The sequence below is a fragment of the Rania fehmarnensis genome (assembly GCF_056494185.1).
Window position 1 is genome coordinate 9,233,853 of sequence record NZ_CM151398.1, and the last position, 15,841, is coordinate 9,249,693.

The following is a 15,841-nucleotide window of genomic DNA, read 5'->3' on the forward strand; positions in this document are numbered from 1 at the left end:
CAAACTTCATGCTCATCTTTTCACGACGCACACATCGTGATTGAGCAGGGCTTGCGCCAGAATGGTGGCGGCGGCAGCAGGCGGTGCTTCGATCGTGGTATCGCGGGGCGTGGTGCCCACTTTCAGCAACTCTTCAGCCTGATCGGTGTGCTGTTGATAGTAAGCCAGTTGCTCTTGATAGAGCTGAGTCAGGATAGCGATCTCTTTTTCATCGGCTGGTCGGCTGAGGCAGCGCAGCGAGGCGAGCTGGATCATCTGCTGGAGATCACCGCTGCTTTCCTTGTGCAACGCTTCGCCTAACACCCGCGCGGCTTCGACATATTGTGTACCGTTGAGCAAGATAAGAGCCTGAAGCGGGGAATCGGTGCGTTCGCGTTTGGCGATACACACTGCGCGGCGAGGAGCATCGAACGCCAACATGGCTGGTGGCGGTCCGGTGCGGCGCCAATTGGTGTACAGACTGCGACGAAACACGCCGTCATCGCCCGAAGGTGTTAGGGGTTTAAACGCTTCGCTCATCTCGTACGGATTGACCGGTGGACCACCGATTCGATGTTTCAACAACCCAGCTGTGGCCAGCGCGTTGTCGCGAATCATCTCGGCCGGCAAGCGAAAACGAGGCCCGCGTGCCAGCCATTCATTGTCTGGATCGTCGGCCATCATGTTCGCATCGCTCACGCTGTTTTGGCGATAGGTCTCACTCATGACGATGGTCTTGATCAGGTCCTTCGTATCCCAACCGTTGTGGATGAAACGATAGGCGAGCCAATCGAGTACTTCAGGGTAGAGCGGACGTGAGCCTTGACTACCGAAGTCCTCAGCTGTTTTCACCAAGCCACGACCGAACAAGCCTTGCCAAACTCGATTGACGGCCACGCGACTGGTAAGTGGATGTTTCGGATCGGTCAACCACTGGGCCACGCCCAAGCGATTCTGAGGTGCACCAGCGGGCAAAGGCAGCAGCCACTGTGGCACGTCGGCGGGCACTTCGTCGCGACGCTGGTTGTATTCACCGCGGGCAAGAATGTATGCGGGTTTGGGTTGTTCGATTTCTCGCATGACCATGATCTCTTTGACCGCGTCAGCCACTGTCATATATTGACTGCGAGCGGTTTTCAACTGCGAGTCCAATTGACGGGCATCGTCGTTGATGGCGGCTAGGTAATACTCCAGCAGCACGACTTGGTCCGCAGAGTCGCTTGACAAAAGCTCTGAGGCTTGAGCGGCATCGAACAAGGCTAAGGCTTCCAGAGCGGTGAGCTGTTTGTTGTAGACGCGCATGTCATCGACTAAGCCGTCTTTGAAGCCACGATCGCGAAAACGTTCGGCCAGGGCGATGTTGTCACCGCCACCACCGGTGATCTCTTTGGTCAGTTTGTCCTTGATGACTTCGACATCCGCTGCCTGGCCATCGACATAGATCTGGAGACCTGCAGCCTGGCTGCTGCCATCGTAGGTGACGGTCACTTGCTGCCATTGGTTCAGCGGAACAGCGTTACGAGCTTTGATCGAGATGGCATTGCCAGGCCAGAAGTGGATTAGCGACCACTTGAGTCGACCATCTTCGATCAGCAGTTCATAACCGCGACTGGCCGCATCGGTCCAAGCCCGCGATCGATGGAAGACCACAGCGCGTTCTTTGGTATCAGGAGTTTTGATCCACAGCGAAATACTGAATGGTTCATGGCGACCAAAATTGCCGATAGGCAAATCAACGGGATCGTCGCCTGTGAATTGGATCGCTTGGCCGGCGTGACCGGGGGCGAGTTTATTGTCGCCTGAGAGCTTGGCGGGTTTATCGGCTGCGCTGCTATTGGCCAGTTTGCCATCTTCGAGTGTATCGAAGGTGAAGTGACCGACCAGTTCGCTGGTCAAAGACTGCTCGATTTGTTTCTGGCGCGCGGCGGCATCGAGCTGTTGAAGCTGGCTGCGCCAATGTTGGTAGTCAGCTTGTTTCGTTTCGCGCATGGCCAAGCGTTGGCTAGCTAGCTGTGACGATTTCTGCTGGAGCTCTTGCAGATTCTTCTTGGTCGATTCGTCGGCAAGCCACAATGTAGGTGTGGGTGGCGACGGAGTGAAATAAGAATACAGGCCGGCTTCGTCGATGTTATGGAACATGCCGAACAGCCCGTAGTAATCGCGCTGCGTCACCGGATCGTATTTATGATCGTGGCAACGAGCGCACTCGAAGGTCAGGCCTAGGAAAGCGGTGGCAAATGTTTGCACGCGATCGCTGACATACTCGACGCGATACTCTTCTTCGACTGAGCCGCCTTCGGATTCCTGTTGATGCAAACGATTGAAGGCGGTGGCCAGGATTTGGTCGTCGGTTGCACCCGGCAGTAGATCGCCGGCCAGTTGCCAGGTGATGAACTGATCGTAAGGCATGTTTTGATTGAGGGATTTGATGACCCAATCGCGCCACGGCCACACATCGCGTTCGCGATCCACTTGAAATCCATAGCTATCCGCGTAGCGGGCTGTATCGAGCCAATCGACTGCCATGCGCTCGCCATAGTGTTCGGAGGCGAGTAAGCCATCGACCAGTTTTTCGTAAGCATTGGGAGAAGTGTCGGCGACGAAGGCCTCGATCTGGGCGGGAGTGGGTGGCAGGCCGGTTAGATCAAAACTCAATCGTCGAATGAGCGTATGGCGGTTGGCGGTCGGTTGGGAGTGGTAACCTCTCTCGGCCAATCGAGCTCGAATCAGCCGATCGATCGGCTGGAGAGCGGAGTTGGGCTCGTTGGTACCAGCAGCCGAATTGGGGACGGCGGCTGGCAGAGCCGGTTCGGTAACGGGCATGAAGGCCCAATGCGGTTGGTACTCCGCTCCGGCATCGATCCACTGGCTGAGTTTTTCGATTTCTTTTTCGGTGAGTGGATCGAGCTTGGAATCAGGCGGCGGCATCTGCACATCGGGATCGCGACTAGTTACGCGACGGATGAGTTCAGCGTCTGCTGCCTTACCCGGTTCGAAAGCGCCTGAAGCGAGGGCTTGTTCCCGATCATCCAAACGAAGATCGGCTTGCCGGTGACCAGCGTCGGGTCCATGGCAGAAGAAACATTTGTCGGAGAGGACTGGTCGCACATCGCGATTGAAGTTGACCGAATCCGCGGCTTGAGCCTGCCAAGTGGAAGCCAGCCCAAAAACTATGGCTAGCAAAGCACCCCGCAAGTCAAACACAAAGGTGGGGAGTAAGGCGGGAGTTTTCATACCTACCTATTGTACGCCACCCCACCTCCCGATTCCACATCTAGCACAGCTTTGACCTCCTAGGGTCTGTCCCCCGCCGCGGACGTCCCCGATCGTAGAGCGGCTGTCCTCAGCCGCTCGGCACCCTCTAATCAAGTCGCCTCACACCCAACGTCTGTCCCCGTCGCGCCCGGGGACAGAGCGGACAGACCATGGGTTAAAAATGCATGAGGTCTAATGCTGGCTTTTGTTCGTACTCGTACTCCTACTCGTACTCGAAAAGATTCCAAGTAGGAGTAGGCAACTGACGTAACGCCAAGTTGGCTAGCGGTTCTGAGCTACCGATCCTGCTCAGCCGCTGGGGACAGACGTGCTGTCGGCCCTGGGTCTGTCCCCGATCGTAGAGCGGCTGTCCTCAGCCGCTCGGCACCCTCTAATCAAGTCGCCTCACACCCAACGTCTGTCCCCGTCGCGCCCGAGGACAGAGCGGACAGACCATGGGTTAAAAATGCATGAGGTCTAATGCTGGCTTTTGTTCGTACTCGTACTCCTACTCGTACTCGAAAAGATTCCAAGTAGGAGTAGGCAACTGACGTAACGCCAAGTTGGCTAGCGGTTCTGAGCTACGGAACCTGCCCAGCGGCTGGGGACAGACGTGCTACCGGCCCGGGGTCTGTCCCCCGGTGCGGGCGATCTGGTTTGGGGACAGACCGGACAGAGCTGAGGTTTGAAGATGCATGTTCAGAGGGTGCCGAGCGGCTGGGGACAGCCGCTCTACGGAGCGGTGCATCTTGCATAAGCTGCCTAGTCCTACTAGACTTTGAAATTCGTTTTGCCAAAGGGTGCAATCAATTTCGTTGCCGGGTAGGGGGCCACAGAGGACAGTTGGATGCGGTTTCGCCAGATACACCATATTTCGGTCCTCGACCCCGGTTCTAAAATCGAAGCTGTCTGCCATTTGTCGGGTCGAGAAGACTATCTCAGAGATCATTTTCCGCGTTTTGCCGTGATGCCCGGCGTCATGATGCTCGAATGCCTCTTTCAGGCATCGGCCTTGCTCGTTCGGGCTACCGATGGGTACAACATGGGGCTGGTCTATCTTCAAGAGGCAAAAAACGTTAAGTTTTCAGACTTCGTACAGCCCGGCCAGAGCCTGAATGTGGTCGCAGAGATTATAAAACACGATTCTCAGACAACGCTGCTTAAGGCTTCCGGCAAAAAGCAAGATTCGACCGCCGTCAGTGCGCGGTTGGTTTTGCGACGCGGCTATATCAACGGCAGCCAGCAGCAGTCACACTCTGACCTGTATGCCAACAACTTTATGCGCGAATTAACCGACAAACTATTGCAGACTCAGCTCGAAAGCGCCGTTGTTCCAGGCTAGTTAACCCCCCTGGAGCCAAACGCGGACCCGGGGCTGAACAATCTGCCGGACACGATTTACTGGCTCACTACATTTGCAGAAAGATTCACAGATGGCAAATTCCGAAGAAGTTTTCTCCAAGGTTCAGGCAGCCCTGGTAGACGCTTTGGGTGTTGAAGACGATGAAGTAACTCCAGAGGCCACCATGGTCGGTGACCTGGGCGCCGAGTCGATCGACTTCCTGGATATCGTCTTCAAACTGGAAAAGGCCTTCGGCATCAGCATTCCTCGCGAAGAACTCTTCCCGGACGACATCCTGACCAATGCCACCTACGTCGAGAACGGCAAAGTCACCGCGGGCGGTCTGGCTGAGCTGAAGAAACGTTTGCCTTGGGCAGACCTGAGCCGATTCGAACAGAATCCACGCGTCCAGGACTTCGGTAATCTACTGACCGTCAACGACCTGTGTCGTTACGTGGAAAGTAAACTCTAACCAACAAAAGGCCCCACAAAGGCCGATTCACCAATGAGATGGTTTTGGATCGATCGCTTCGAGCGATTTGTGTCAGGCGTCGAAGCGGTCGCTATCAAGAACGTCACGTTCGCTGAAGAACCGCTCGACGATTATCTGCCCAGCAGGCCGCACTACCCACATAGCCTCATCATTGAAGGCATGGCTCAAACCGGCGGCTTGCTGCTCTCCCAACTCAGCAACTTCGAAGCTCGTATCGTACTGGCCAAAGTCAGTCGCGCCGAGTTCTTTCGAATCGTCGAACCAGGCGACCAACTGCGTCTGACCGCCCGCCTGGAAAGTGTCCAACCCGACGGGGCGATCGTCGAAGGCGAAACCTACGTCGGCGACCAGCTGCAAGGCCAACTGCAATTGACCTTTGCAATCCTGGACGAAAGCTATGGTGATGCATCTTTCTTTGAACCGGTCGGCCTGATGCGCATGCTCCGCGTCCTCCGACTGTTCGATGTAGCCGTCGACCAGCAAGGCAATAAAATTCCTGAACCTCGAGCCATGCTCGATGCCGAAGCCGAAGAGGTGAAGAGCTACAACCTCTCGCCACTGACACCGATCGATTAGCCAAGTCGTGGCTTAAACAACCACATTTCACAGGAACCAACAGGCATGACAGCGCGTCGGCGAGTAGTAGTAACCGGATTGGGAATGATCAACCCACTAGGCAACGACGTCCAAACCGTCTGGGAAGCTCTGCTAGCCGGTCGCAGCGGTGTCGATTTCATCACCATTTTCGACGCTTCGCAGTACCCCACCAAAATTGCCGCCGAAATCCGCAACTGGGATGTGTCCAGCTGCGTCAAAGATCCGCAAGCCTGGACCAAACGCGGCCGCCATGCCAAGTTCGCCGCCGGCGCCGCTCATCAAGCCATCCAGGACTCGGGTATCCTCGACTCAATTACCGATCGCGGGCGTATCGGCGTGTACTTCGGCGCCGGTGAAGGCAATCAAGACTTCTTCAACTTCACTCAAATGCTTTGCGCCGCTCACGCAGAAGGCGATTTCAACCTCGACGCCTTCATTCGCAAAGGCCTCACCATTCTCGATCCCGAACTGGAACTGGAACAAGAACCGAGCATGCCCGCAGCTCACCTGGCCACCATGTTCGATGTTCAAGGTCCTAACATCAATTGCCTCACCGCCTGCGCAGCCAGTAGCCAGGCCGTGGGTGAAGCGACTGAGATGATTCGTCGCGGCCATGTCGATGCCATGATCGCCGGCGGGGCTCACAGCATGATTCATCCCTTTGGACTCACTGGTTTTAATCTGCTGACCGCTCTCTCGACCAATAACACCGATCCTACTAAAGCCTCGCGGCCCTTCGATCGCCTTCGCGATGGCTTCGTCCTGGGCGAAGGCTCATCGGTCGTGATCCTGGAAGAACTCGAACACGCCAAGAAACGCGGTGCCAAGATCTACGGCGAAGTGCTCGGCTACGGTTGCACTGCTGATGCCTATCGCATCACCGACATCCATCCTGAAGGCCGCGGCGCGATCGGTTGCATGCAAGCGTCGCTGGACGATGCCGGTGTCAACGCCGATCAAGTCGGCTACGTCAACGCTCACGGTACGAGCACTACCGTCAATGACAAGGTCGAGACCGTGGCTTGCAAAGCTGTCTTTGGTGAGCGAGCTCCCAAGGTGCCGGTCTCCAGCACCAAGAGCATGATGGGTCACCTGATCGCCGCCGCCGGTGCCAGCGAAATGATCGTCTGCCTGCTGGCCATGCGCGATAGCGTCTTGCCGCCCACGATCAACTTGGAGAATCCAGACCCGTTATGCGATCTGGATTACATTCCCAACCAAGCCCGCGAGGCCAAAGTGTCGGTCGCGCTGAACAACTCGTTCGGCTTCGGCGGCCAGAATGTGACCCTGGCCCTGGGCGCTTGGAACGGTTAAGGCACATGATTTGCCTCTAATCCTCGAACGTGAATCGACTTGCCAAGATTGTCACTCTGGCAGCGAAACACTGTTGTCATGTCAGTTGACGTCTTTAGAGGAATGGGAGCAATGTCACATCATCCGCAGTACTTTTACGTCCAAGAGTCGCCACAACGCAGTGGATTGCTGGCGGGATTGATGAGCCTCTTTGTGCCTGGCTTGGGTCAGCTCTATAAAGGCTACGCACTGTGGGCTCTATTCTGGTTCGTGCTCGTCCCACTAGGTTACGCAGCCCTGATCGTTCCCGGCTTGATCATGCATGTGCTATGCGTGTACTTTGCCATCGCCAGCGATGCCCAATAACTTACGTTACCTTGATCGCCGACGGTTAGATTCCTTCATTGAAACGCTGAAACGCTGAGACACTGAGAATACACGATTGAGCCTCACGTCAGTGGAGGGTGCTCGCCAAAGCGGCTGGTTACTGGTGATACCGGTTGCCATCCCAATTGGGCAGCAGGCGACGCACCAGTGGTTTGATGTGGTCTTTGAACCACAAGCCTTTGACCTGCTCGCGCAAGCGCAAGCGGCGACGATAGAGATGACGACGCCAACGACTGGAATCTACCAACCCGTAACTCATTTCGGTCACGACATTGGTTAGCTTGTACTTGTAAGCCTGCTCGCTGTAGCCCATATCAATCGCCCGCACCCCGCCAGCCGCCGCCTCGCGGGCAATGTCCAGAAACATCTGCGTGCCGGGTGAACCATACGCATACTGTTCGTCATAAACTGGAAACCAGTAATGCAACCAGTCACGGTCGAGCAAGCCATAGTGCAACGCTACCGGCACGTCACCGGCATACAGCACGCTCAACAGCCCGCGTATATGCGGAGCTTCCATGCTGTGCAAGTTCAGCAATAGCTGGCGAATCCAATCGACGGCCAAGATGTTGAAAGTATGCGTTCGATGATACTGCGCACCTTTCAACTGAATCAAATACTCAATCAACTTCGGATCGCGGCAATCGTACTCCAAACGCAGCGGCCCAACCTGCCTGGCCAACTTGCGACTCTTCTGTCCTTGTCGATCAATGGTGGTACTGGTCGACCGCAAGTGATGCTCGTAACCCAACGGGTCGACCGTCAAGTCAGCCAGGAACGATGGACCACGGCCCATCTCGTAGCGCTCGATGTCCGGCGACTGGGGTGGGGCAGCGTGAAAGGCGAAACTTCGCAGACCACAACGATTCAAGAACTGCAGAAAGCTGAGCGGATACTCCGGCAGTGCCAACAGACCGTGAGCATCATTAACTCCCGCCCCCACCGGCGTCGCTTCGTTGCGTCGCTTGCGAACAAACGGCAAGATGGCCAGAATCTTCGAGCCTTGTCGCGCGATGGCCACTTCGACTTTCGGACCAACTCGACTGACGGCCGCAATAAAGTCGTAACTGAAGAACGGCGATCGATAGCAACTATCTAACCCACGAATGCTCTCCCACGCTTGGCGCAGCTCACCACATGGCACGCCGGATCCGAGCTGCGCAAAGACGTGAACTTCGTGTTGAATGCTCTCGATCGATGTAGCTGCCATCGGGGCCGATATTCGCCGCAAGCCGTTGGTAACACACTGCGCTTCCAACTCGCCTTGGCGGTCGTTAAGCTCAATTTGATCGTTCTGAACGAGCCTACTCATTTGGTTCCGCAATAGTCGCCTATCGCTCCCCCAGCAAGCTCGCAGCCATCCACAGCGCAAGTGCAATCTACGAGCGTTCAGGGCGTAATTCTGGTCGCCCCACGAATTGCAGGGCTCTTCTCTAGCGGACGCTGACCAACCAAAATCTCACTCCACGCCAAGCAACTTGGAAAAATCTACCGGGCGTTATTGTGTCATATTCGGTTCGTCAGCAAAACTAACCACCTCTGGCATGTGAACCCAGGAAAAGTAGGCAATCCTTCCGCTACCTTTATTATAGTCGCCTCGACAACTTCCAGGACAGCAATGAGTGAAATACCCAGCCAAATACGCTTGGCGTAGAAGCCGCTTCCCCAAAAGTGGTATCCAGAAGCGCATTTCCATTGCCCCCAAACGCCATTCCTGTCTAGAATCCCACCGCGTATCCACAAGCGATGCGCACGTTAGCATATTCAAGTCCAGCTTCGCAGCCCGAAGCTCCCTCGACGCAGTGCGTCGAGCCACCGGTGGGATGGATCATGGAAGTTCCGAAACTCGATCAGACTCTGCATTCGCCCGAGCAAGCTCAGCGTTTGGAAGTCGCTCGGCAAATCATGCAAGGCGAGGCCACCGCGATCGCGCAAGTCTCCGAAGCACTCGACGATCAATTCCTCAGCGTGGTCGATCTGATCGTCGACTGTCCCGGACAAGTCGTTATCAGCGGCATGGGCAAAGCCGGTTTGATCGGCCAGAAACTCTCGGCCACCTTTGCCTCAACCGGCACGCGCAGCATCTTTCTGCATCCAGCCGAAGCCGTGCATGGTGACCTGGGACGCGTCGACGCCAGCGATATCTTGTTGCTGCTCTCCTATAGCGGCGAGACCGATGAACTCAATCGACTACTGCCCACGCTGCGCGGGCTGGCTGCGAAACTTGTAGCCATCACCAGTTCGCGCTCCAGTACTTTGGCCCAAGCGGCAGACTATGTGTTACCACTCGGGGCCCTGCGCGAAGTATGTCCCCTGGGACTGGCGCCCAGCACCAGCACAGCGGCGATGTTGGCTCTGGGTGACGCGCTGGCCCTCTCGGTCAGTCAAGCTCGGGGCTTCACACGCGAACAGTTCGCCCGCAATCATCCAGCGGGTAGCTTGGGACGCAAGCTGGCCCCAGTTGATGACGTCATGCGTCCACTACCAACCTGTCGTGTGGCCAACTGCCAAACTAACTTATGCGAAGTACTCGTTACAGTCAGCCAACCCGGTCGTCGAAGCGGAGCGGTCATGTTGGTCGATGATCATCAGCGTTTGGTGGGCATCTTCACCGATAGCGATTTGGCTCGACTATTGGAACAGAGACGCCACCAGCAATTGGATCGTCCAATCGCTGAAGTCATGACCACGCGCTTCCGTACCGTTACCAGTGGTTCGCTACTGTCAGTCGCCATCGACTTGCTGGCTCAGTTCAAGATTAGCGAACTGCCCGTGACTAACTCGGCTGGTCAACCGCTGGGGTTAATCGACATCACCGATGTTATCAGCCTGGTGACTCAAGCCGAACAACTGCTTTCGTCCACTAGCGACGCAAACAGCCGATCCTCGCTGCCGACTGTGGCCGAAGATGGCAGCGTCATTTCCTATCCACTGTCGACACCCAACCACATGGCTGATCACTAGCCCGGAGCATTTGTGGCACCAAGAGACCCTGAACGCGCTCGGCCGATTCGTTTGATCCTGTCGGATGTCGATGGGGTTATGACCGATGGGTCAATCATCCTGGACAACCAAGGCATCGAGAGCAAAGTCTTTCACGTCCGCGATGGTCTGGGTATCAAGCTCTGGCAAAAGGCCGGTTTTACATTCGGCATTCTGAGCGCGCGCAATTCCCAAGCTGTCAAACTGCGGGCGCAAGAATTGGGGATCGAGATCGTTCGCCAAGGCTTTGCCGATAAATTACCGATCGCGCGCGAAACTTTTAAATTAGCCAAAGTCACAGCCGAAGAAGTCTGCTACATCGGCGACGACTTACAAGATCTGGCCGTGATGTACGAAGTCGGCCTGGCGGTCGCGGTAGCAGATTCCGCTCCTGAAGTTCGCCAGGCTGCCGCCTGGGTTACCACGGCTGCCGGTGGTCGTGGTGCCGTGCGCGAACTGATCGAACGTTTGCTGAAGGCCAAGGGCCGCTGGGAAGAGTGTTTGCCCATTCGACCCAAAAACTAAAACCGTTTTCGGTTGTCGTGTCGACACTATCAACTTAGTACAGCCAACTTATTGCCGCCAAATTACTGTCGCTTAGTCCGTAGCCACGAGTCCCACTTATCACCATGCCCTTAGCCCTGAAGCGATATTTGATCTGCCTCAGCCTTGTTGGTGTGGTGATGGCGCTCTACAGTTGGCTCGTTGATCCTTGGTTGCAATCACCCAAACGCGATCCTGCGCTGGTGGCCGTTGCAGTTTCGGACAATCAAGTCGAAGGCTGGTGGAGTGAGCTCTTTGCACCAGATGATTGGCAGAACCAGCGGCCCATGGTCATTCAGACCGAGCAGGGTACGCTGCTGTTTAAATCGCTCAAGCAATTGGATTCCGGCGAGCGAGTCAACCTGAGTCCACTAACGCTGATCGTCCCTCTTTCGCAAGCAGCCCGCTCGGTGCAAGTGGGCGATCTGAATGCCTCGTTGAATGTCTATCGCAATTCCGAACTGGCCGTGATCGTAGCGCCAGAGGGCGCTGAAATTGAATTTCGCGAAGTTCCCGACTGGACCAAAGGCCCCAAGCCACCTGTGGTGCGTGGTCAGTTGCTTGGGCAAATTCAAATCACCGGCATCAAACCCCAAAGCGAAGTGCCAGCGACCGCTTCGCGTGTTGCCTGGTCGATTCGCACAGCCCATGTGCGTATCGAAGGTCGGCGAGTTTGGACGAACCACGAGGTCGAGTTCATTGCCGGCAATAGCCAGGCCATCGGTAAAGATCTGGCGATCGGACTGAAGCGCGACTTGATGGGTTCCGGCCCGAGCACCGAGGGTCAATTCGGTTTGCTCGACTATCTGGAATTGCGAACCATCAAAGAAGTCAATGTTAATTTGCCGCCAGGTGGTCTGTGGAAAGATTTCGAACTTGGTCGACCCGAGGTCGCTCAAGCCCATGCCAATGTTCCTGCGCGCGTAACGCTGCGTTGCAAAGGCTCACTGGCCTTCGATTTCGATGAGTCGCGAGCCAGCTTGTCAGACCACGTCGATGTCGAGCATCGATTCGAAAACGATGCACATGCCGATCAGTTCATGTGCCATGAACTGATCGCTCATTTCGCGGCTACGGAAACAAATGCCGCGCCTGATGAGGGAGCAGTCATGGTCGGTCCTCTAAGGCTGGAAGGCGTGGATGCACTGGGCATTGACTCCGTTGGTCCTCGACCTGCGCAGAGCACGGTGCAGATCATGGCACCGAACATCGCCACTGAACTGGTCGCCAAATGGCTGCGCGTAAAACTCAAAGCGAAACAAACAGAGTTCTTTCTGGACTCGCGCAATGGCCGCAGCAGTGAAGGAGCACGCTCGGGTATGACTCAAATCATGCTCAGCTACCTGGGAAATGTCTTTCGCGCTCCGGACCTATACTATTCGAAACTACCAGGTGATCAGCAGATTAGTCTGCTCAAATCCAACGGACCGGGCGAAGTACAAACTGCCGCCGATTCACCTGTGGGACAAGCTACCGCTCGGTGGAAAACCACGCTCACCATGCGGCCTGGGGAACTGAACAGCCAGCCCGGTGCGGTGCTGAGTGTGCCCAACGCGCAGTTGATCCTGCTGGACGGCATGGCCGAGCTGCAAGCCCATGATCGCGGGCATTTGCGCAGTGATCAAATCGTAATTTCGCTCCGGCCGTCGCCGGCCACTGGGGCCAATTCGTCGCAGTCCAATCCTACCAGTATGCGCGTTGAACGCTTGGATGCCTTTAGCCTCGATCGCACCGCTGACCCAACCAAGGAAGTTGTGGGCGATGTCATCCTGGGCAATCCCACTCAGAACATTCAAGTTAAGAAACTGCACTTTGAATTTTTGTATCCTCAAGAAGCCAGCGACACAGCTGCTAAGAACAATCTAGAACTCTCCGATGCTGCCGGTCGACCCATGCGACAATGGGTGGGTCCGCCACCGGGCACCGGCGGAGCGGGACAACTGCGAACGAACTCGAGTCGAGCTGGCCAAACGGCCCTGGGCGCCAACACGCCCCACACGCCTCTTGCACCGAGCGAACAGACTTCGTCTGCGCAGTCGACGTCCTTGTCCGCACCGCCGATTGGACTTCCACTGTCTCTTGCGCCCGCCACCAATCAACCGGCCACCAATCAACCGGCCACCAATCAACCGGCAACGCTTGGCAATCTGGCCAGCACGCAAACCACTGCACCGGCTGGAGCGCGGGTGCTGATCTTGGGTAAAGAGCTGCATAGCAAGATCATCATGGCTGCGCCCAAACCGTGGATCGATCAGTTGATCATCACTGGCCCGGTCGTCGTTTCGCCCGATGGCGAGGTGGAACCAGGCGCACCGGTGTGGCGTGTGGCCGGTAACGAAGTCACTCTCAACGGCGGCACTGACGAACATTACGAATTGCAGATCGTGGGCAAAAGCGATGCACTGGCACGCATCACTTTCGGGGATGGTTGGATCGAAGGACCGGTCGTGCGACTGAGCCAGCGCACAGGTCACTTGTGGATTGATCAACCCGGTACGCTCTGCGTGCCCGTCGGACTGATGAGCAAGCCCAACGCCACTGGCAACAACCCGCCATTGGCGGGCGGTCCACTGGGTTCGCAAGCCGGTATTGAGTGGATCGAACCGATCAAAGTTCATTGGGATGGAGGCATGTTATTCAATGGTCTGACTGCCAATATTCGCGGACATATTACCTTCGACGGTTATGCCCGTACCGGTCCCGATCGCTTGTTGTTTTTGAAAGGCAGTTGTGAATCGGTAGAGGTGCGTTTGACTGAAAACATCAATCTTGGCAACCCAGGTAAAACCTCCTCGACGATCCATAGCGTTACTCTGCGCGACAATGTCGATATCAAGTCGGCTCAAACAGATTTGCAACGCAATCGTATCTCGCTGGAAGAGATCTTGTTGCCGGAGCTGACCTTTGAAGTCGCCACGAACATATTGCGCGGACGAGGACCGGGCGAGATTCACTCGCAACATCAATCCACCGGTGGTCCCATCGGCACTCTGGCTGGAAGCAGCCAAGGCCAGACCGCCAAGTTACAGGGCTTGCATCTGACGTTCCGCGATTACATGGAATTGAAACTGGTCGACAAGATGTTGGATTTCCGAGGTCGAGTCGAAGTTGGCATCGGCCCACTGCAGTCCCTTGAGCAGTTCATCGATATCGCCAGCATGCGCACGTTGCAGCCCGAACAATCCTTGCTGCGCGGCGATCACTTGCGCATCTATGATACGTCCGACCTGGTTCGTGGTCCCACAGCCAGCCTGGCCGAAGGTGCTTGGGAGATGGAAGCCAACGGCAACGTCAACTTCGAGACGCGTACCGAGAGCGGTGAAATGGTCGGACGCGCGTCGCGCATCACGTACATTCAATCCAAGGAACTGGTAGTAATTAACGGTGATCCACAGATTCCGGCTGAAATTCGCTTTCGCCCCGACGATACCTCGCGTTATGCCTTGGCTGTGCTGAGTTTGTGGCAAGGCAGTATCAACACGCGCAGTCTGCAACCCAGCGGCGATTTGAAGATCGCGGGCAACTCGCAATTTGTACCGCGTGGCGGCAACGTGCCAGATAATTGGAAGACCGGCAACATCAACGCTGCATCCGCTGCACAAGCTTCGCCCAACAGTCCACCGGTCAATACGCCTGCGCGACCTAGAGATGCAATTAACGATTGGTTCAAACAGTAAGATCCACCACCTGGTGGCGATGGCTACGGCACTGCAAGGTCCACCGCTTGGCAGCGGTGGCTACAGGGCTGTCCAATTACGATTTGAAGTCCAGTTCGCCCTTCAATCTCTCTTCTGCTTCTTCAGCCCAAGGACTCGAGGGAGCCAATTCCAGAAAGCGCGACCAGTGTAGGGCGGCGCGCTCGGTCTGCTTGAGTTCATCCAGCGTGCGGGCCATGTGGTAATGCACATCGGCATAATCTTCGTACTGCGAGAGCGTGCCTTCAAAGGCAGCCACAGCCAATTCGAGTTGTCCCAGTTCCACCAGCACACAGCCCAGGTTGGCGCGGGCTTCGACCAGGTCTGGGTTCAGTTCGAGCGCCATGTAATAACGTTCACGCGCCGCGGTCAGATCGTTCATGCGATACAGCAACTCGGCCAGCTGAAAACAGATGTCAGCCGACGCGCCTTGACTGGCCAGCGCCGCGCGATACCAATCAACAGCCACGTCTAGTCGATCTTCGTCTTCGGCAATGTTGGCTTGCTCGAGCATCTCGGCCAGCGACGCCGGTGCTTCGCCAAACTGCGTCGCGCTCAGACTGGCAGCTGTCAAGGTTTCAAACGAGATCGTGGAACTCATCTCCGCTACGGCGCTCGGATCTTCGTCATCCAGCGCGCCGAAGTCGATGCGCATCTGGCCAGTCGATTCCACCAGGCCATCGCCTTGCCGCAACAGCAGCACCTTACCCTCAGCGATGATCGACAGTTGCTGAATAGGTCGGCCGTCGCTGGGAACCAGGTGAGCCATGTTGGCCAGTTGCTGCTGGATGCTGTGGACGGTCGCGCCTTCGGCCAACCACTGCGCCAATTGGCGGGCAGTGGCCACTTCTTGATAGTCGAAGTATGGCAAGCGCATGACTTCTTTGGCAGGCTTGATCAATCCCATGCGATGCCAACGACGGACCACGCGCACCGATACATTCAGAAGATCCGCCAACATGGCCGGGGTGTAGAGTTGCTTGACGGGTTGCGATTCCGAGACGCCCAGACGCTGCCACAGTTCCGTCTCTTGAACAACTTCGATGTTGCCAGCCTGAACAGCTTGGGCCACTTCCGGCTCGACATCGCGAGTCCAATCCGACAGCAGCGGTTGATCTGCTCCCACGACGATAATCTCGGTCGTGGGCGTCGGGCGATCGACCAGTCGTCCACCCGCTTCGCGAATCAGGCGCGTCATCTCTTTCTTGGTTGTGCCACCGAGTTTGCCCACGGTGGCCACACGTTTACCAGACAGAAACGCTGGATCCAATTGAT

General features: G+C 56.3%; 11 protein-coding genes. 8 read left to right on the forward strand and 3 right to left on the reverse strand.

Going from position 1 to position 15,841, the window contains the following annotated elements; all coding sequences use genetic code 11:
- Nucleotides 1-12 precede the first annotated feature (12 nt).
- Nucleotides 13-3,213, reverse strand: a complete 3,201-nt coding sequence (locus SH573x_RS31190) for a DUF1553 domain-containing protein (protein ID WP_479352148.1) — start codon at nt 3,211-3,213, stop codon at nt 13-15.
- 868 nt (nt 3,214-4,081) lie between these two features.
- Here SH573x_RS31190 and SH573x_RS31195 point away from each other — a divergent pair.
- From SH573x_RS31195 to SH573x_RS31215, 5 genes are all read left to right on the forward strand, one after another.
- A complete protein-coding gene (locus SH573x_RS31195) occupies nt 4,082-4,576 on the forward strand; it encodes an ApeI family dehydratase (protein WP_479352149.1) in 495 nt (164 codons plus the stop codon).
- A 91-nt stretch (nt 4,577-4,667) separates the two neighbouring features.
- Complete coding sequence (locus tag SH573x_RS31200) at nt 4,668-5,048, forward strand: acyl carrier protein (protein ID WP_479352150.1); 381 nt, start codon at nt 4,668-4,670, stop codon at nt 5,046-5,048.
- Between the two features lie 33 nt (nt 5,049-5,081).
- Nucleotides 5,082-5,645: a 3-hydroxyacyl-ACP dehydratase FabZ family protein gene (locus SH573x_RS31205; protein WP_479352151.1), complete on the forward strand. Its 564-nt coding sequence runs from the start codon at nt 5,082-5,084 to the stop codon at nt 5,643-5,645.
- Between the two features lie 45 nt (nt 5,646-5,690).
- Complete coding sequence (locus tag SH573x_RS31210; protein WP_479352152.1) at nt 5,691-6,980, forward strand: beta-ketoacyl-[acyl-carrier-protein] synthase family protein; 1,290 nt, start codon at nt 5,691-5,693, stop codon at nt 6,978-6,980.
- Nucleotides 6,981-7,091: 111 nt separating this feature from the next.
- Nucleotides 7,092-7,325: a DUF5683 domain-containing protein gene (locus SH573x_RS31215; protein ID WP_479352153.1), complete on the forward strand. Its 234-nt coding sequence runs from the start codon at nt 7,092-7,094 to the stop codon at nt 7,323-7,325.
- 118 nt (nt 7,326-7,443) lie between these two features.
- On the opposite strand, the gene SH573x_RS31220 is transcribed toward SH573x_RS31215, so the two are convergent.
- On the reverse strand, nt 7,444-8,658 hold the full coding sequence (locus SH573x_RS31220) for a GNAT family N-acetyltransferase (protein ID WP_479352154.1): 1,215 nt from the start codon (nt 8,656-8,658) through the stop codon (nt 7,444-7,446).
- A gap of 518 nt (nt 8,659-9,176) precedes the next feature.
- Here SH573x_RS31220 and SH573x_RS31225 point away from each other — a divergent pair.
- The 3 genes from SH573x_RS31225 (at nt 9,177) to SH573x_RS31235 (ending at nt 14,548) form a co-directional block, all read left to right on the forward strand.
- Entirely contained in the window at nt 9,177-10,310 is a 1,134-nt protein-coding gene (locus SH573x_RS31225) for a KpsF/GutQ family sugar-phosphate isomerase (RefSeq protein ID WP_479352155.1), read from the forward strand.
- A 12-nt stretch (nt 10,311-10,322) separates the two neighbouring features.
- Nucleotides 10,323-10,853, forward strand: coding sequence for a KdsC family phosphatase (locus tag SH573x_RS31230; protein WP_479352156.1), 531 nt, complete (start codon nt 10,323-10,325; stop codon nt 10,851-10,853).
- Between the two features lie 104 nt (nt 10,854-10,957).
- Nucleotides 10,958-14,548 (forward strand): hypothetical protein, encoded by a 3,591-nt coding sequence (locus SH573x_RS31235; RefSeq protein WP_479352157.1) that lies wholly within the window; start codon nt 10,958-10,960, stop codon nt 14,546-14,548.
- A gap of 76 nt (nt 14,549-14,624) precedes the next feature.
- On the opposite strand, the gene SH573x_RS31240 is transcribed toward SH573x_RS31235, so the two are convergent.
- Complete coding sequence (locus SH573x_RS31240) at nt 14,625-15,836, reverse strand: MerR family transcriptional regulator (RefSeq protein WP_479352158.1); 1,212 nt, start codon at nt 15,834-15,836, stop codon at nt 14,625-14,627.
- Nucleotides 15,837-15,841: the final 5 nt, after the last annotated feature.